This window comes from Actinoplanes sp. 13, assembly GCF_056134165.1.
In genome coordinates, this window is the sequence record NZ_JBVYOQ010000005.1 from 201,520 (window position 1) to 219,127 (window position 17,608).

Consider the following 17,608-nt stretch of genomic DNA (forward strand, 5'->3'; position numbering starts at 1 on the left):
GCCTCCCCCGCTCTGTCATGGGGCCTGAGAGCTTCACCGCCGGGGCGGCTTGCACCTTGGGCGCGGCAGGACTGCCGGCTTTCCAGAGTCGCCTGGCCGCAGCGGTACTTTGTGCCTGAGAGATTCTGGGAGAGAAGTTGCTCCTTCGGCGCCCCCACCAGGGGGTCTCTCCCGCAGCGGCGGAAACGGCGAGTGTTGAGTTGTCGGTGCCGAGCTTACCCGGCCGGGGCCGCACCCAGTCATCCGCGGATAATCGCGTTGTCGGATCAAGCGCCCGGGGCCACCATGAGCAGCATGGGGTCGGGTGTGCGGTCGCCGCTGCAGGGCGGGCTGCCGCCGCCGGCCGTGGTGTCCGGACCGGTCGTCGAGATCGCCTGTGACGAGTCCGGGTTCTCCGGGACCAACCTGCTCGACCCGGCCACCCCGGTGATCACCCACGCGAGCGTCGACCTGAGTGTGGCCGAGGCCGGGGAGCTGATCGCGACGCTGGGGTCCGGCCGGTTCTCGCCGCACGAGGTGAAGTCCGGACAGTTCCTGCGCCGGCCGGCGGCCGGCGCGGCGCTCGAGTGGTTCCTGACCGCGCTGCGCGGCCGGGCGTTCGTGCACCTGGTCGACAAGGAGTTCTTCCTGGCCAGCCGGGTCGTCGACCTGCTGCTGGCCGAGCCGTCGTACACCGCCGGCACGCGCCTGGCGCAGGAACAGCGCCCGGCCGCTCTCGCGCTGTACCGGGCCGGGCGCTCGGCCGGCAGCGCCTGGGACGACTTCCTGCGGGCCTTCGTGCGCATGGTGCGGATGAAACGTCGCGGGCCGTTGCAGCAGTCCACGGCCCAGTTCCTCCAGGCCCGCGACGTGCTGCGCGGCAACGGGGCGGACGCCGTCCTCGACCAGCTCGACCCTGCGCGGGTGTGGGACGTCCTCGCCCGCCTGGACCGCGAAGACAGGTCGATCCCGCCGCCGCTGGAGCCGCTGCTGCCGGCCCTCGCCGAGACCGTCCTGTCCTGGAGCGGCGGGCGGCGACAGGTGCTGGTGGTCCACGACGAGCAGAGCGCGCTCACCGCCGACCGGCTGACCCGGCTCGGGCAGGCGTTGGCCGCTACGATGCCGCGGGGCGTGTCGCCGCTGGCCGGGCTGGTGATGACGGACTCCCGCGACGATCCCCGGGTGCAGGTCGCCGACCTGCTCGCGGGCACTGCGCGGCGGTCCCGCGAGATCATCGACGACGCGTTGCTGCGGCCTCTGCTGACGACGACCTCAGGGGGCGACGGGGCCGAACCATGATCGCCGCGGTAAGGCGATCGGGTGCGCCGTTTCCTCCGGCGCCCGCGAAGGGCAAGATGGTGCTGATGCTCTCGTCGATGGAGGCCGTTCGCCGGCTCATGGATCTGCGGCACCGTGGACGGGCCGAGGACCTGCCTGCGGTGCTGGCGGCGGCTGCCCCACTGCTCGACGCGGAGTCCGCGACGGTGCTGCTGGTCGACTACGGGCAGCTGGCGCTGCATCCGCTGCGCGGCACCACGCTCGACGGCCCGGGCGCGATGACGGTGGAGGACACCCTCGCCGGCCGCGCGTTCACCTCGGCCGAGCAGCAGTGGTCCGACGAGGGCGACGGCGGCCGGCTGTGGCTGCCGCTGCTGCACGGCGCCGAACGTCTCGGCGTGCTGGAACTGCGGGTCAAGGCGTACCCGCCGGTCTCCACCCGGAACGACCTCGAGGTGATCGCCGCCCTGGTCGCCGAGTTGATCGCCAGCCGGCGGTTCTACGGCGACGCGGTGGAGCACACCCGGCGCCGGCTGCCGATGCAACTGGCCGCGGAGATCATCTGGAACCAGCTGCCGCCGCTCACCTTCGCGGTCGACGGCACCATGATCACGGCCGTGCTCGAGCCGTGTTACGAGGTCGGCGGCGACGCGTTCGACTACGCGGCCAACGGCGACGTGCTGCACGTCGCGCTCTTCGACACGGTGGGCCACGGGATCAGCGCCAGCGCGCTGACCACGCTGACGCTGAACACGTACCGCAACGCCCGCCGCTCGGGGCTCTCGCTGACCGACACCTGCCGGTCGATCGACAAGTGGATCCGCGCGCAGTACCCGGGGGCGTTCGTCACCGCTCTGCTGGCCGAGCTGGACGTGCCGACCGGCGTGTACCGCCGGATCAGCGCCGGCCACCCCGCCGAGCTGGTGCTGCGCGGCGACCGGGCCATGCCCGCGCTGCCGACGCCCAACACTCTCCCGCTGGGCCTGGGCCACATGCTCTCCCGGCCGCCGCACGTCGTCGAGGAGCAGCTCGAACCGGGCGACACACTGGTCTTCTACACCGACGGCATCACCGAGGCGCGGGACGTCACCGGCGAGCTGTTCGGGGTGGACCGGCTCAGCGAGTTCCTGATGGAGACGCTGCGCCAGGGCGCCTCGGCGCCGGAGACGATGCGGCGCTTGATACACACCATCGTGTCGTACGAGGAGGGCGAGCTCCGCGACGACGCCACCGCCGCGATGCTCCAGTGGCGGCGGCACTGACCGCCCGTCGACCCGGTGCGGCGAACCTACGAGGCGTCCGTTCGTCCACTTTGAGTCGGAGTCCGGTAGGGCGGGGTCGCGACGCGACGACTTTTCGGATACTCATGTGATCACGCGCCGCGCTTCCGACGCGCGGCAGTCGATCACACGGGGATTTGCATGTTCAAGATCACTCGGATCACCAGGTTTGCCGGTGGCATCGCCACGGTGACCGCCGCCGGCGTCGCGTTCACCGCGCTGCCGGCCCAGGCCGCAGCGACCGCCACCGCTGTGGTGGTCGCCCCCGGCAGCGTCCGCTTCAACGCCGCGCCGGGGCAGGTCAACAACCTGAGCATCACCGCGCAGGACCTGATCGTGACGTTCGACGACGACGTCGTCATCACCGCCGGGGCCGGCTGCGTCCAGGTCGCCGATGACCCCACCCAGGTCACCTGCGACCTCGGTGCGCCCGCCACCGCGTCCGCCCTGGCCGTCGATCTCCGCGACGGCGCTGACACAGTCGGCAACGCCACCGGCTTCGCGCTGTCCGCCTCCGGCGGGCCGGGCAACGATCAACTCTTCGGTGGCCCGGGCGCCGACCTGCTCGACGGTGGCGCCGGCGACGACGCCCTCTACGGCAACGACGGCGACGACCTGCTCCTGGCCGGCGCCGGCGGCGACGAGCTGATCGGCGGGCTCGGCGCGGACCTGCACGACGGTGGCGCCGGGCGCGACGAGGCCTTCTACTCCGAGCGGTCGACCGGCATCGTCGCCGACCTCGACAACGCCCGCGGCGACGACGGCGAGCCCGGCGAGGGCGACTCACTGCTGCGCGTCGAGGACATCACCGGCACCGTCGCGGACGACGTCCTGACCGGCAACAGCAGCGACAACTCGCTGATCGGCAGCAGCGGACAGGACACTATCGCGGGTCTCAGCGGCGACGACTACCTCGAGGGGGGTCAGAGCGAGTTCGACGGCCCGGACGCGCTGAACGGCGGCGCGAACCGGACCTCGGCCGGTGACACCTGCCGGCTGAGCCTGGCCGGTGGCACCACGGTCAACTGCGAAACCGTCACCGAGGGCTGACGCCCGGTCCCGGGGAGCGGTCACCGCTCGCTCCCCGGGACATTCTCACCGCACACCCGAAAGCCTGGATCACCCGGCCGCGGCGAGCGCTTCCGACTTGATCCGGGCGGCTTCGGCGATGTCGGCCTCGCGCACCGCGGCAACCGAACCGAACACCGAGACCGCCTGGTAATACGTCCAGGCCAGGCTGGTGCAGGCCGGCCGGACGACGGAGTTGTAAGTGGCGCATTTGCGCTTGAGGTCCTCGTGGAAGGCGCGGTCCACCCGGCTCTTGTTGGCGGGGAAGGCGCCGATCGCCTTGTAGTTGCGGTACCCGAAGTCGTGGCGGTGGCAAGAGAGCCGGAAGTCGAAACCGAGCGGGTTGTCCGGGCTGGACGAGCAGTAGTCGGTGCTCCAGTCGAAGCCGTAGGCGGACCAGGCCCCCTGGTTGCCACGGGCGGCGTTCCAGCTGTGGTAGCCGGCGACGCCGGTCTGGGTGAACGACGAGAGGACGGCAGGCTTGTCGGCGGGGGCAGCCTGGGCGGGAGCGCCCCAGCTGATGACCGCCACCGCGGTGCAGGCGGCGGCGAGCAGGACACGGATCGACGAGGACATCGTGGGCTCCTCACGAACGGCTCACCCCAGGTCGGCGGGGCGAGCGGCGACCGCCAGGCAGTTTCGCGGAGGTTACCCACGAGTTACCTGAACGATGACTCAGTGTGGGTGCTCCGTCTGGCCGTACCTCAATCGGTCCATGGAGTTTTGTCGATCTCTGTGGAAACGGGCCGGGTTGCGAAGAGTTGATGCACCGACTTCTATGGGGCGGAACGTTCCACATTGACAGAACGGGGAGTCAGTGAGAACCAGAACCTTCGTCCTGGCCGGTGCGAGCATCGTGGCGATGCTCGCACCCGCCGTTCCGGCCCAGGCGGCCGTCACACCCGCCGGCGGCGTCCAGTTCCGCCTGGCGCACAGCGGCAAGTGTGTCAACATCGCCTGGCGCAGCATCGACAACAACGCCGCCGTGATCCAGTACACGTGTGGCAGCCCGACCGACAGCAACGACAAGTTCTCGCTGGTGCCGCGCGGCAACGGCAACTACTGGATCCGCAATCTGGGCTCCAACAAGTGCCTCAACGTCTACAACAACTCGACCGCCAACAACGCGGCGATCATCCAGTACACCTGCAACAGCCAGCTCAACGGGCTGTGGAAGGTGGAGGAGGTGCTGGACCAGCCGACGGTGCGGTTCCGCGCGGCCAGCACCGGCAAGTGCCTCAACCTGCCCAACGGCAAACTGGACAACAGCGTCCAGTTGATCCAGTACACCTGCTCGCCCACCGCGACGTCGGCCAACGAGAAGTTCTATCTGCCGCCGACCACGTCACCGGCGCCGGTGAACCGGCCGTTCACCAGCAAGCAGCCGGTCTCGGTGCACCAGGGCGTGCCGGCCGTCGCGGGCGGGGTGGCGCCGGTGCAGTACAGCTACGTGCGCTCGGACAACCAGCTGCAGATCATCACCGACCGCAACCCGGACCCGGCGAACAACGACCCCAACGCCCCCGGCCCGGTGCTGGTGGAGACCTACAACTTCGGCTACACCGGGCGGACCTCGTCGGCGCGGCTGGCCGACGGCCGGGTGCAGACCGTGGTGCACGACGCCGCGTCCGGCGACGTGGTGCTCGCCGACGAGACCACCAAGGGCACCGGTGAGTACGGCGACATCTGGGACATCGGCGGGGCGTTCGACGCGCAGCCGGTGGTCGCCCCGATGGGACCGAACGGTGCGCTGGCCGTCTGGGCGATCATCAACGGCCGGCTCTGGTACGCGCCACAGCAGGTCAACAACCCGCAGACGCCGTACGGGGCGTGGCGTGACCTGGGCGGTTCCGGCCTGACCGGCACGCCCGCGGTGGTCCGTGACGAGAACGGCTCCCGGATCTTCGCGCTGGACACAGCCGGCCGGCTGCAGACGGCGACCTTCAACAGCGTCTTCCTCACCGACTGGGTGAACCTGGGCGGCAGCGGCCTCACCGGCACGCCGTCGGTCGTGACCCGCCCCGGCTTCACCATGTCGGTGTTCGTGCGCAATGCCGACGGCACGATCCAGACCAGGAAGGAAGGGATCGACCGGGTCTGGAGCGACTGGTCGTCGATCACCGGTCTGCCCGTCGCCAGCTCGCCGTCCGCGGTGATCGACTGGGAACCGGGACGGATCGCGGTCGCCGCCCGCGGCGCTGACGACCTGATCTACGTCACGTTCGAGACGCAGCAGAACACCGGGGTCTACACCCAGTGGTACCAGGTGTCCGACCCGGCCGACCCGGAGACGGTCGCCGCGGGTGACCCGACGGCGTTCCCCTTCCGCGTCCCGTCGACCGGCGACAGCCTCGGCATCGCCTTCCGCAGCACCGTGATCGACGAGCCGGTGGTGTACCTGCTCGGCGCGACCGCCCCGAACGCGAGCGCCCGCGGTGCGGCGCCGAAGTTCGAACGGCACGAGCTCGGCACGGCGGATGAGAAGATCCGGGTGAAGTGACGGAGCGGGCGAACCGGGTCCGTCACCGGATCCGGTTCGCCCACATCCAGCCGCTCAGATAGCCGCGCTCGCGGCCCTTCCAGACGTACGACCAGGCCGCCACCGGCATCACGAACTGCCCCAGCTCGTCGAAGACGGCCTTCGCGTCCTTGCGGCGGCCGGCCAGCGTGTAGTAGATCGCCATCCACTGCAGCAGGACGGACCGGTGCACCGGACCGGAGATGCCGGCCCGCCACTTGGCGATCCACTCGTCCAGCTCCTGCTGCACCTCGGGCCGCCGGAAGTATTGCCGGGCGCCCTTGAGCGACTTCTTGGCGTCCTCGCCCCAGGTGTACTCGACGAGCACGTACTCGATGTGCGCGAAGATCGGCAGCAGGCCGGCAGCGGCTCCGGGTGGAGCCGCCCGGGCGACGTCGCGGGCGGTGGCGAACATCAGCTCGTGCGAGCCGCCCCATTTCTGGCAGCGCAGGCTCATCGCGGCCCGGTGCAACCCGAAGTTGTACGGGTCCCGGCGCCGCCCCTCGTCGAAGATCTCGTCGAAGGACGTGGCCCGTGCCTGCCGGTCGCCGAACAGGGTCCCCATCATCAGCACCCAGGGCAGCGGGTCGTTCGGTGGCGCCAGCTCCATCGCCCGCCGGCCGACCTGAGCCGCCGCCTCGGACAGCGCGTGGAAGTCGCGGAACTGCTCAGCCGTGGTCAGGTCCGCCGAGGCGCCGCCCCGCGCCGTGCCGGCCCGGCCGTCCAGCATCTCCGCCTGGACCAGCACCGCCGCCGGGTCCGACGGGGCGGCGGCCAGCCACGCGTACAGCCAGGCGTCCTCCTTCTCGGCCAGGCTGCTGAGCGATCCGACCCGGTGCCCGCGCAGCTCCCAGTCGGTGCCCGCGTCCTCGATCACTTTCCGGGCCGCCGGCCAGTCACCGTGCCGGGCCCGTTCCCGGGCCTCCACCAGCGCCGGGTCGATCGCGGCACGGGCGGCGTCGAACTGCGGGACCTCCGGGATCGGGTCGCCGAAGAGGTAACGGAAGATCAGATAAATGTTCCGGAACATCAGAAGGTCTTGACCCCGTTGGCCCACCACCAGCTCATCAGGTACCCGTACTCGCCGCCGGCGAAGAAGTACCCCCAGCCGGTGGTCGGGATGACGAACTGGCCGAGCTCGTCGAAGACGGCCTTCGCCTCCTTGCGCCGGCCGGCCAGCACGTAATAGAGCGCGATCCACTGGCGGCAGGTGGACAGCCGCTGCCGGTTCGGCGGTGCGGCACGCCACTTCGCGATCCACTGGTCCAGCTCCTGCCGGATCTCCGGCCGCCGGAAGTACTTCTGGCAGGTGCGCAGCGACTTCTTGGTGCGGGTGTCCCAGCTGAACTCGCGCATCGCGTACTCGAAGTGGGCGAACAGCGGCAGCAGCACCGAGCTGGCGCCGGGCGGGGCGGCGGCTGCCACACCCCGGGCGATGGCGAACATCTCGTCGTGCGACCCGTACCATTTCTGGCACTTGAGGCTCAACGCGGTGAAATGCAAGTCGAAGTTGTACGGGTCGCGGCGGCGCGCCTCGGTGAAGACCGCGTCGAACGACGTCTGCACGGCCCGGCGGTCGGCGAACATGTTGCCCAGCTGCTCGACCCACGGGATCGGGTCGTTCGGCGCGGCCAGCTCGATCGCCCGCTGGCCCACCTGCGCGGCCGCCTCGGAGAGCGCGTGGAAGTTCTCGAACTGCTCGGCCGTGGTGTTCGCCGCCGACGCGCTGCCCCGCGCCTCGCCGGCCCGCTGCCCGAGCATGATCGACTGGATCAGCACCGCGGCCGGGTCGGCCGGCTCGGCGCGCAACCAGGCGTACAGCCAGTTGTCGTTCTCGGCGGCGACGCCGGCGAGCACCGCGAGGCGACCGCCGCGCAGCTCCCAGTCCTGACCGGCCTGCTCGATCACCTTGCGGGCGGGTTCCCACTCACCGTGGTAGGCGCGGTCCCGCGCGTCCTTGAGCTCGTGGTCCCAGAAGATCTTCTCTTCGTCGAACTCCGGCTGCTCCGGCAGCGGGCCGCCGAACAGGCTGCGGAGCATGACGCGCAGGGTGAACATTCGCGAGATCGTAGAGCACCGCCGGATCCGGCACCGCCCCGGTTTTCTAGGATGGGGAGATGCTGCGCGTGCTCTCGGTGGCGTTCTGGGCGTTCATCGGGATCACATCCCCGGTGTTCTTCGCCGGAGCGCTCCTGATCTTCCTGGTGACGTACCCCTTCGACCGGCGCCGGGTCGTGCTGCACCTCTACTCGTCGGCGTGGGCGATGTGTTACGTCCGCCTGAACCCGCTGTGGCGGCTGCGGATCCAGGGCCGCGACCGGCTCCCCCGGCACGGGGCCGCGGTCCTCGTCGCCAACCACGCGTCGCTCGTTGACATCCTGGTGCTGTTCGGGCTGTACCGGCCGTTCAAGTGGGTGTCCAAGCAGGAGATCTTCAAGATCCCGGTGATCGGCTGGAACATGCGGCTGAACGGGTACGTGCCGCTGGTCCGCGGCAGCAGCGCGTCGGTGCGGCTGATGATGGAGCGCTGCGACCGCCTGCTGACGGCCGGCTCACCGATCATGATCTTCCCGGAGGGCTCCCGGTCGCAGGACGGCGCTCTGCGGGCCTTCAAGAACGGCGCCTTCGACCTGGCGGTACGACACGGTGTGCCGGTCTTCCCGATCGTGGTGCACGGCAGCGCCCGGGCCCTGCCCAAGCACGGGCTGATCCTGCGGGACCGCGCCGACATGCGCATCGAGGTGCTGGAACCGCTCGACCCGGCGGAGCATGCCGGGGTGCCGGAACTGCGGGACGCCGCCCGTCAGGCGATCAGCGCCTCGCTGGTGGCGGGCACCCCCTCGGCGAACTGAAACGGCAGGCCCGCGGCGATCAGCGGGCGCCGCGAGTCCATCAGCTGGAAGTGCACGTGCGGCTCGCTGGAATTGCCGGAGTTGCCGCAGCCGGCCAGCTGCTCCCCCGCGGTCACCCGGTCCCCCACAGCCACCTCGACCGAGCCGCGCCGCAGATGGGCGACGACCGCGAAGACGCCGCCGCCCAGCTCGAGCACGACGTGGTTGCCGAGCAGAAAGCGGGGCCCGGCGACCTCGCGCACCATCCCCTCGGCGAGCAGGAAGAAGAAGCCGGGCCAGGACACCCGGCTGAGATGGTCGCGAGCCCCGTCGTACACCCGGACAACTGTCGCGTCCGCCGGCGCGAGCACCGGCCGGCCGAACGCCGGGAAGTCCTCCGGCGGCCGGAAGCCCGGGCCGGAGCCGAACGCCGGCCGGTCGCCGGGCGCGGGTTCGTGGACCAGGTCGATGGCGAAGGTCTGCCCCAGACTGTGCGTGCCGTGGCTGGGCCGTTTCGTCGCCGGGCTGTTCAGCGCCACCCAGCGGCCCCGCACCGGCGAGGCGACGGTGATCGGCTCGATCGACGGCGCGACCGGTGCGAGGGCGGTGGCCAGGCTGATCGCCAGCAGCACGAACGCCGGCACGACCAGCTCGGGCAGCCGGGCGAGGGCCGCGACGACGACGCAGACGATGAACGCGACAGCGCTGACGCCACGGATCCGCGCGGCGACGCTGTACCAGGCCGGAACGGTCATACCCTCCATCGTGCGCGTTTCTTGGGGTACGCGCATTTTCTCGCCGAGTGGCGGACCCGCGTGCCCGGCTTTGTCGCTCAGGTGCGGGCGGCCTTGCCGAGCCGGTCCTCCAGGGCACGGCCCTCGGCAGCAGTGATCGAGGTACCGGCGAACGGCATGCCGAGGGCCGCGGCCAGGTCCCACAGCCGCAGATCGACGGCGGCCTCGACGAGCTCGGCCCATTCCGTCAAGGCCTCGCGGGCACGCCGCCAGGCGGTCAGCAGCACGCAGCCGGCGATGATCAGGGCCGGCCACCAGAGCACACCGGGCACCAGATAGAGGACGCCCCAGCCGACCAGGGTGACCGCCTCGGCGTACCGGGTGCGGGCGTCGATGATCGGGCGGCGGGCCTCGTCGGTGAGCAGCAGCCACAACCGCGGCCAGACCAGGGCGGCGCTGACGTGGTACTGCGCGCGCACCCGCGCCTCGACCAGCCGCACCCGGTCACCCATCCAGGCCGGCCGCTGCGGCAGATAGGCCGGCACAGCCGCGGTGCCTGCGGCCCTCGCCGCGGCGAGGGCCCGGGAACGCCGGGAGAACCGCGAGCGGACAACCAGGTCACCGGTCAGGAACCGGCGCCGCATCCAGCACCGCTGTGCCAGCCGCCCCAGGCCGGCCGCCGCCGTCCCGGTCACCCCGGCCGCGGCGACGATCCCGGCGACGGCGAGCACCAGGCGGGCCGGCTCGGACGCCAGGCTGCGACCGGTGCGCCCGGCCCACGCCACCAGCGCGCCGTGGTCGAGGGCCGACCCGTGGCCGAGCACCACGGCGACCGCCACGACCGCGGTGAACAGCAGGCCGGGCAGCAGGATCGCGGTCACCCAGCGACCGCTGACCCGCTTGCCGACCTCGGTAAGGACCCCGATCATGCCGGCTGCATCGGCGTGCCGAACGCCGCGCAGTGCGGTGGGTGACCGTCGTCGTCGCGCGCCGACCGCCGGTTGCACCGGTCCCGGGGACAGACGTAGGACCCCGCGCCGATGCCCGGTGGCCCGCCCCAGCCGGGCAGCTGGGCCATGGCCACGGTCGGCCGGTCGGACCAGCCGCGCTGCCCGGTGTCGCTCTCCTCGGGCCGCCACTTGCGCAACGCGGACCGGGCGGACCCGCCGCCGCTGATCCGCGTGACGTCGCGGTCCAGCCGGTCCAGCACACCCTCGTCGCGGGCCCGGTCGCGCAGGGAGGGCAGCAGCGCGCACCACTCGGCCAGGGCCTCGGCCTCGGACTCCACCGGTACGGCCTCCTCGCTGATGTCAGGGGTCCCGATCGTATCGATGCCCCTCTACTGTGGATGCGCAGCCGAACACCGGGGGGTCGCTGTGTCCGTGGAAGACCGGATCGCCGTCGCGCTGCGCGACGCACGGTCCTGGCTGGTCACCGCCCAGCGCCACGGCGGCCGGGCGGAGTTCGACCGTGCGCTCGCCGCCGCCGGCCGGGCCCTGGCGTTGTGCCCGTTCGGCGCCCCGCAACGGTTCGCGGCCCTCACCGCGGTCGCCGACGTCCGGGCGGCCCGCTTCCGGGCGACCCGCGACGTGACCGACCTGGCCGAGTGCGCCCGGGTGCGCGGCGAGCTGGTGCCGCTGACCCGGGCCGAGCACCCCGAGGCGGAGGGCGACGCGCTGCTCGCTCTAGCCAAGGCCGCCCTGCTGCTCGGTGAGCAGGGCGGGTCTCAGCGCCCGTTGGAGGAGGCGGCGATGGCCGCCAAGGCGATGATCGAGTTCGCCGGCACCACCGGCGACGCCGACCTGCACGCGGCCGCCGCGGAGATTCTGCGCCGGGTCGTCCCGCGGCTGCCGGCGGACCATCCCGACCGCGCCGCTCTGGCCGCCCTGCGGGGCGTCGCGCTGATCCAGTGGATGGACCGGACCGGCGACCGCGCCGTGCTCGGCGAGGCGGCCGAGGAGACGGACCGGGCCGTGCGGCTGTGCCGGCCGGGCGACGCGAACCTGCTGCCGTTCCTGGCGCTGCGCGCCGATGTGCACCGCCTGCGGTACGAGAGCGAGCGCACCCTCGACTCCCTCAGTGCCTATCTGGACAGCACCCGGGAGGTGCTCGACCGGTACCCCGCCGGCCATCCCGTGACCGAGGCCATGCTGACCAACCTCGGCCAGCTCCACCGCGACCGCTACCGGCTGGCCGGCGACCCCGCCGACCTGGACAGCGCCGCGCACTACCTGCGGCTGGCCGTCGACCGGGCGCGTGACCCGGCGACCCGGGAGATCGCCCGCACCGCACTCGACGATGTCGCCGTCCTGCGCGGCCCGCCGCCCACCACGACGGTGCCGCCGGGGCTGACCTTCGTCGCCGGGCCGGCCTCCATCCCACGACGCCCGCCGGAGCGGGCCGGCGACGACACCACCGAGCTCGCCGCGCACATGACCTCGTTGACCGAGCGGCTGCGCATCTTCGAGCAGACCGGCGACCTCGGCCTGCTCGATCAGGTGTGCGCGGACGGGCGCACGCTGGTGGCCGGCCTGCCGCCCGATCACCCCCAGCGATGGCTGATCGCCATGCCGCTCGGCCCCGCGCTGATGCGCCGTCACGAGGCGTACGGGGAACCCGCCGACCTCGACGAAGCGGTGGAGCTGCTGCGGGCGGCGGCGGCCCGCCCGGTGCTGAACCCGGTCCATGTGGTGGGTGAGCTGGCCAACCTGGCCGCCGCCCTGATCAACCGGTTCCTGCGCGACCGCGGCGGCGCGGACCTCGACGAGTCGATCACGTGCATCCGGCGGGCGATCGAGTCCGTCGAGCCGGCCGACCCGGCGCGGGCCCGATATCTGAACACGCTGGGCACGGCGCTGATCTATCGGTTCCAGCACACCGGGCGCCGGTTCGACCTGGACGACGCGATCGAGACCGGCAAGGCGGCCCTGGCCGGGGCCGCCAGCGCGGAAGCTGCCGGCCACGCGCAGGCGAACCTGGGGAACCGCCTGCGCCAGCGCTTCCACGTCGGCCACGACCCTTCGGACCTCGACCAGGCTGTCGCCCACCTGCGCGCGGCCCGCACGTCCGGCGACCCGTCCGCGCTGCTCAACCTCGCGCTCACGCTCGCTGACCGGGGCGCCGGGCCCGGTGGTCGCGACGATCTGCTGGAGGCCGTCGAGCTCTACCGCACGGTGCTCGGCGCTGTCCCGGGGCAGTCACCTCTGCAAGGCCAGGCCCGACTCGGTCTGGCCGAGGCGCTCGCCGCGCTCGGCCGCACCGACGAGGCCGCCGACCAGCTCGACGGGCCGCACGCGCAGCTGCCCGGCCAGCCGTTCGAACGGATGGACGCGCTCGTCCTGCTCGCCAGGCTGCGGACCCGGCAGGGCGCCGGCGACTGGGCCGGCGCCGCCGACGCCTACGCGCGGGCGGTCGCGCAGCTGCCGGTGACCGTCTGGCGCGGCCTGCCCGCCGCCGACCGCGACCAGCTTCTCGGCCGCTGGTGGGAGGTGGCCTGCGACGCCGCCGCGACGGCCGTCGCGGCGGGCACCCCGGAACGGGCCGTGGAACTGCTGGACCACGGCCGGTCGATCGGATGGAGCCAGGTGCTGGACGCCCGCATCGGCCGCACCGAGCTGAGCGAGGGGCACCCGGCCCTGGCGCGCCGGCTCACCGAGGCGCACCCGGCCCTGGCCCGCCGGCTCGCCGAGGCGGCCGCACACCTGGGTGCCGGCGAGAGCGCCGACGAGCGCCTCCGGCAGGCCCGGGAATGGGACGACGCGGTGGCGGACGTGCGCGCTCGGCCCGGCTTCGAACGCTTCCTGGCGGCCATCCCCTTCGCCGAGCTGGCGGACGTGGCGGCGGCCGGTCCCGTCGTGCTGGTCAACGTCAGCCGATACCGCTGCGACGCTCTCGTGGTGACCACCGGCCACGTCCGAGTCGTCCCGCTGCCCGGCCTGACCGCCGCGGAGGCGGACGACCGCACCCGCCGCTACCTGGCAGCGGTCGCGAACACCGGCACGGGCGGGGAGTCCGCGGGTCCCCGCGAACAGGCCCTCCTGGCGTACCTCGAGTGGCTGTGGGACGTCGTGGCGGCGCCGGTGTTCGACGCGGTGCCGGTCCCGGCCGGCGCGCGGCTGTGGTGGTGCGCGACGGGACCGCTGGCACTGGCGCCGCTGCACGCCGCCGGTTACCACGACCCGGACGACACGCCGGCCGGCCGCACCGTGCTGGACCGGGTGGTGTCCTCGTCCACCCCTACACTGCGCGCCCTGCGGCACGCCCGCCGACCGCGCCCGGGCGCGGCGCATCGGCCGCTCGTCGTGGCCTGCGCGGAGCGCCCCGGTTACGTCACCGGGCTGCCCGACCTGCCGTCCGCAGCGCGCGAGGCAGCGCAGTTGCACTCCCGGTTTCCGGCGGCCACCGTGCTGACCGGCGCGGCGGCCACCCGCAGCCGGGTGACCGGCCTGCTCGGCGACCACACCTGCGTGCACTTCGCCTGCCACGGCGACGCGGGCGACAGCGTGGGCCACCCGGCGCTGTTCCTGGCCGACGAGCCGCTGACGATCACCGACCTCGCCGGCCTCGATCTGCCGGACGCGCACCTGGCGGTCCTGACCGCCTGCCACACCGCGATGGGCCACACCGACCGCCCCGACGAGGCCGGGCACCTGGCGGCGGCGCTGCAGGTCGCCGGCTACCGCCATGTGGTCTCCACGCTGTGGGCGATCGGCGACGAAACGGCCGCCGACGTCGCCGCCGAGTTGTACCAGCGCCTCTCCCCGCAACCCGGGACGCTGCAACCGGCGCAGGCCGCGGCGGCCCTGCGCGAGGTGATCCGCGCGCTACGAGATCTCCACCCCTACCAGCCGAGCCGGTGGGCTCCGTTCGTCCACTTCGGGAGCTGACCGGCGGCGGACCCGCCAGATCGGCCGGCTCGGCGTGCCGACGACGTTCGTGATCACCATCGTGTACTGCTGGCTGTTCAACCGCTCCCGCGGCAGCGCGCTGCTCACCATGCTGTTCCACGGCGTGCAGCGCACGTATCACCGCGGGCACGTTCGGTTACACCGGCGGCACCGACCTCAACCGGATGATGTGGCTGGGCCTGAGCGCATGGACCGTGATCGCCGCGCTCGTCCTGCTGGACCGCCCGGCCTGGCGGATCCCCGCACGCCCGGCCGACCGGCCGGCGCGCGAGACGGTGCTCACCACCCCGGTCGTCCAGTCGGGACGTTCCGGCCCGCCAACCCTGCGAAACCTCGGACGGCGGGCCGCCCAGCCCGCGCCGCTCCAGATCCGTGCACACGGCGAAGGCGCCCAGCCACAGCGGGCAGGGGTAGTAGGCGGCAGCGGCAACGGGCACCAGCCGGCGGCAGTCGAAAGCGGGGCGCCGGCAGTCCTGAACGGGGCCGCTGACGGCCGCAGCAGGCACCGCGCGGCGCGGCGGCCGCAGCGGGCGGCGGCCGCAGCGGGCGGCGGCCGCAGCGGGCGGCGGCCGCAGCGGGCGGCGGCCGCAGCGGGCGGCGGGCCGCGATGGGCGGCGGGCGCGATGGGCGGCGGGCCGCGGCCGTCAGGGCTGGGCGACCCGCACGGGAACGGGCACGCTAAGGACGGTCGTGCAGCATCAGGGCCTGAGCGTGCGGCAGCAGCACCGCCAGCTCCCACTGGTTGATGTCCAGGTTGCCGGCCAGGGACTTGACCTGGCCGGCAAGCTCCCACGCCTCGTAGCCCGGCGCCGGCGGGCGGGCGATGGTCAGCTGGAGCATGGTGTCCCAGCAGGCGACCAGCTCGGCGCCCCACTGCTCGTGCCACTGCCAGAGCACCGCGGCGAGAACGTTGTCGCGGCCCAGCGTGCCGTGATAGCTCACCCAACCGGGGGCCAGCCACGGCGACGCGACCGGGAGCAGCAGCAGCGACACGTCCTCCGGCACGAACCAGTAGTCGGTGGTGACGATGCGCCCGGCACTCTGCACGACGCGGGAGGCCAGCGCCGGGTCGCCCGCCACCCGCTGATAGATCCACCGGTCCAGATCGTCCCGGGTGGTGCCGGGGCGCACGTGCAGCGCCGCCTCCACCGCGACGTCCACGCCGGACCAGCCGCGCGCCAGATAGGGCGTCTGCTCGGCGGTGACCGGCCACTCCCCCGGGTGGACGCGCCGCCACCACGGGTCGGTGGATCGGGCCGCCCGGTCGAGCAGACGGACGTCGTCCTCGCCGGGCGCGGCAGAGACCCGGGTCCACACCGGCTCGTCGCCCCAGGTGGTCACCAGCACCGGCCACCGCCCGGTGACCGGGACCAGGGACCGGGCCGTTTCCCACGCCGGCAGCAGATCATCGATGCCGTGCACCACCACGGTCCCTTTCGGACCGGGCGTCAGACGCTTACGCGCGAGGGGTGTGCGGCGGAACGCAGATCGAAGATCCTTGGACACTCCGACAGTGTGGCGCAACGGAGCGTGTCATAGGGGGCACCGCAGAGTCAGGCCATGGCGGGCCGGCGGCGTGCCAGGTCGTCGAGCACCTCGGCGGTGGCCGTCAGCCCGAATCGCGTGACGCCGAGCGAGGCCATCGACAGCAATGTGTCCAGACTGCGGATGCCGCCGGAGGCCTTGACCTGAACCTTGGACGAGACGGCCGAGCGCATCAGCGTCAGATCCTCGGCGGTGGCGCCCGCCGGCGCGAAGCCCGTGGAGGTCTTGACGAACGCCGCGCCCGCGCGCTCCGAAGCCCGGCACGCGGCGAGTTTCTCCTCGTCGGTCAGGTAGGCCGTCTCGAGGATGACCTTGACCGGGGCGGCGCCGGCGGCGGCGACCACCTCCCGGATCTCGGTTTCCACGGCGGCGACCGCGCCGGAGCGCAGCCAGCCGATGTTGATGACCATGTCGATCTCGGTGGCGCCCTGCTCGACGGCGAGCGCGGTCTCGGCGACCTTGACCGCGGTGGGGCTGTTGCCGTGCGGGAAGCCGACGACCGTGCCGACCAGCACCCGGGTGCCACGCAGCTCCGCCACGGCGACGGGCACGTCGCAGGGCCGCACACACACCGAGGCAACGTCGTATCTCGCGGCGACGGCACAGCTGTCCCGCACGTCCTGAGTGGTGAGCTCGGGCCGAAGGATGGAGTGATCGATCATCTTCGCGATCTGCGCAACGGTGAAGTCCATGGCTCACACCCTACCTGTCTAGACAGCTAGCTGTCTAGACAGGGCTGCAAGGTTAAGGTGAGCGCATGCCCGACCTCGCGCCGCACTACCTCCGCATCGAGCAGGCGCTCCGCGTGCGGATCGCGCAGTCCTATCCGCACGACCCGCTCCCCTCCGAGCCGGAGCTCGCCCGGGAGCACGGCGTCAGCCGGATGACGGCCCGGGCCGCGGTGACGCAGCTGGTCAACGACGGCCTGGCCTACCGGGCGCCCGGCCGGGGCACGTTCGTGGCCGCGCCGACCGGGCCGCGCCGGGCCGATCACCTGGTCCGGTTCAGCGAGGAGATCCGCAAGCAGGGCCGCCGGCCGAGCTCCCGGGTGGTGCTCGCCGAGCTGCGGCCGGCGAGCCGGGACGAGGTGGCCCGGCTGCGCCTGCGACGGCCCGAGGTGGTCGCCGTCCACCGGGTCCGGCTGGCCGACGACGAGCCGATCGCCTTCGAGCGGGCGACCTTTCCGGGCACGCTGTCCGCCCTGCTCGACGCGGACCTGTCCCGGTCGCTCCACGAGGCGCTGGTCGCGCTCGGCCGGCAACCGGTCCGCGGCAGCGCCACGCTGACCGCCCAGCCGGCCGGCGACCAGGACGCCCGCGAGCTGGCCGTGGCACCCGGCTCGCCGCTGCTGGTGGAGCAGCGGCTGATCCTGGACCAGCAGCAGCGCCCGGTGGAGCTCAGCGAATCCCGCTATCCGGGCGACCGTTACCGGCTGGACGTCGCCTTCGGCGTCGAGCCGCACTGACTC

15 protein-coding genes and 2 riboswitches are annotated in these 17,608 nt (G+C 72.7%); of the genes, 7 read left to right on the top strand and 8 right to left on the bottom strand.

Annotated elements, in window-relative coordinates; translation table 11 throughout:
• Positions 1–2: 2 nt before the first annotated feature.
• Positions 3–92, bottom strand: a riboswitch (glycine riboswitch).
• Positions 93–184: riboswitch (glycine riboswitch) on the bottom strand.
• 110 nt (positions 185–294) lie between these two features.
• The 3 genes from AC0NH5_RS13465 to AC0NH5_RS13475 all read left to right on the top strand — a co-directional run bounded on the left by AC0NH5_RS13465 (position 295) and on the right by AC0NH5_RS13475 (position 3,587).
• Entirely contained in the window at positions 295–1,278 is a 984-nt protein-coding gene (locus tag AC0NH5_RS13465; protein WP_474403335.1) for a DUF3800 domain-containing protein, read from the top strand.
• 77 nt (positions 1,279–1,355) lie between these two features.
• Positions 1,356–2,519: a PP2C family protein-serine/threonine phosphatase gene (locus AC0NH5_RS13470; protein WP_474403337.1), complete on the top strand. Its 1,164-nt coding sequence runs from the start codon at positions 1,356–1,358 to the stop codon at positions 2,517–2,519.
• A 159-nt stretch (positions 2,520–2,678) separates the two neighbouring features.
• On the top strand, positions 2,679–3,587 hold the full coding sequence (locus tag AC0NH5_RS13475) for a calcium-binding protein (RefSeq protein ID WP_474403339.1): 909 nt from the start codon (positions 2,679–2,681) through the stop codon (positions 3,585–3,587).
• A gap of 69 nt (positions 3,588–3,656) precedes the next feature.
• Here the strand turns inward: AC0NH5_RS13475 and AC0NH5_RS13480 are convergent, their stop codons facing one another.
• Positions 3,657–4,181 (bottom strand): phospholipase, encoded by a 525-nt coding sequence (locus AC0NH5_RS13480; protein WP_474403341.1) that lies wholly within the window; start codon positions 4,179–4,181, stop codon positions 3,657–3,659.
• Between the two features lie 241 nt (positions 4,182–4,422).
• On the opposite strand from AC0NH5_RS13480, the gene AC0NH5_RS13485 reads away from it, so the two are divergent.
• Positions 4,423–6,105 carry an RICIN domain-containing protein gene (locus tag AC0NH5_RS13485; RefSeq protein WP_474403344.1) on the top strand — a complete coding sequence of 561 codons (1,683 nt, stop codon included), beginning with the start codon at positions 4,423–4,425 and terminating at the stop codon, positions 6,103–6,105.
• A 22-nt stretch (positions 6,106–6,127) separates the two neighbouring features.
• On the opposite strand, the gene AC0NH5_RS13490 is transcribed toward AC0NH5_RS13485, so the two are convergent.
• Together AC0NH5_RS13490 and AC0NH5_RS13495 are read right to left on the bottom strand one after the other, a co-directional pair.
• Complete coding sequence (locus tag AC0NH5_RS13490; RefSeq protein WP_474403346.1) at positions 6,128–7,153, bottom strand: hypothetical protein; 1,026 nt, start codon at positions 7,151–7,153, stop codon at positions 6,128–6,130.
• Positions 7,153–8,181, bottom strand: a complete 1,029-nt coding sequence (locus tag AC0NH5_RS13495) for a hypothetical protein (RefSeq protein ID WP_474403348.1) — start codon at positions 8,179–8,181, stop codon at positions 7,153–7,155. Before AC0NH5_RS13495 ends, AC0NH5_RS13490 begins: the two co-directional genes overlap by 1 nt.
• Before the next feature lie 59 nt (positions 8,182–8,240).
• Between AC0NH5_RS13495 and AC0NH5_RS13500 the strand changes: the two genes are divergently transcribed.
• On the top strand, positions 8,241–8,975 hold the full coding sequence (locus AC0NH5_RS13500) for a lysophospholipid acyltransferase family protein (RefSeq protein WP_474403350.1): 735 nt from the start codon (positions 8,241–8,243) through the stop codon (positions 8,973–8,975).
• Here the strand turns inward: AC0NH5_RS13500 and AC0NH5_RS13505 are convergent.
• The 3 genes from AC0NH5_RS13505 to AC0NH5_RS13515 form a co-directional block, all read right to left on the bottom strand.
• Positions 8,927–9,709: a M23 family metallopeptidase gene (locus AC0NH5_RS13505; protein WP_474403352.1), complete on the bottom strand. Its 783-nt coding sequence runs from the start codon at positions 9,707–9,709 to the stop codon at positions 8,927–8,929. The two genes, AC0NH5_RS13500 and AC0NH5_RS13505, sit on opposite strands and share 49 nt — an antisense overlap.
• A 77-nt stretch (positions 9,710–9,786) precedes the next feature.
• Complete coding sequence (locus AC0NH5_RS13510) at positions 9,787–10,617, bottom strand: hypothetical protein (RefSeq protein WP_474403354.1); 831 nt, start codon at positions 10,615–10,617, stop codon at positions 9,787–9,789.
• Positions 10,614–10,976 carry a hypothetical protein gene (locus AC0NH5_RS13515; protein WP_474403356.1) on the bottom strand — a complete coding sequence of 121 codons (363 nt, stop codon included), beginning with the start codon at positions 10,974–10,976 and terminating at the stop codon, positions 10,614–10,616. Before AC0NH5_RS13515 ends, AC0NH5_RS13510 begins: the two co-directional genes overlap by 4 nt.
• A gap of 88 nt (positions 10,977–11,064) precedes the next feature.
• Between AC0NH5_RS13515 and AC0NH5_RS13520 the strand changes: the two genes are divergently transcribed.
• Positions 11,065–14,574: a CHAT domain-containing protein gene (locus AC0NH5_RS13520; protein ID WP_474403358.1), complete on the top strand. Its 3,510-nt coding sequence runs from the start codon at positions 11,065–11,067 to the stop codon at positions 14,572–14,574.
• Between the two features lie 699 nt (positions 14,575–15,273).
• On the opposite strand, the gene AC0NH5_RS13525 is transcribed toward AC0NH5_RS13520, so the two are convergent.
• Positions 15,274–16,017, bottom strand: a complete 744-nt coding sequence (locus AC0NH5_RS13525; protein WP_474403360.1) for a DUF4253 domain-containing protein — start codon at positions 16,015–16,017, stop codon at positions 15,274–15,276.
• 131 nt (positions 16,018–16,148) lie between these two features.
• Positions 16,149–16,832, bottom strand: a complete 684-nt coding sequence (deoC, locus tag AC0NH5_RS13530; protein ID WP_474403362.1) for a deoxyribose-phosphate aldolase — start codon at positions 16,830–16,832, stop codon at positions 16,149–16,151.
• 65 nt (positions 16,833–16,897) lie between these two features.
• On the opposite strand from deoC, the gene AC0NH5_RS13535 reads away from it, so the two are divergent.
• Positions 16,898–17,605 carry a GntR family transcriptional regulator gene (locus AC0NH5_RS13535; protein ID WP_474403364.1) on the top strand — a complete coding sequence of 236 codons (708 nt, stop codon included), beginning with the start codon at positions 16,898–16,900 and terminating at the stop codon, positions 17,603–17,605.
• Positions 17,606–17,608: the final 3 nt, after the last annotated feature.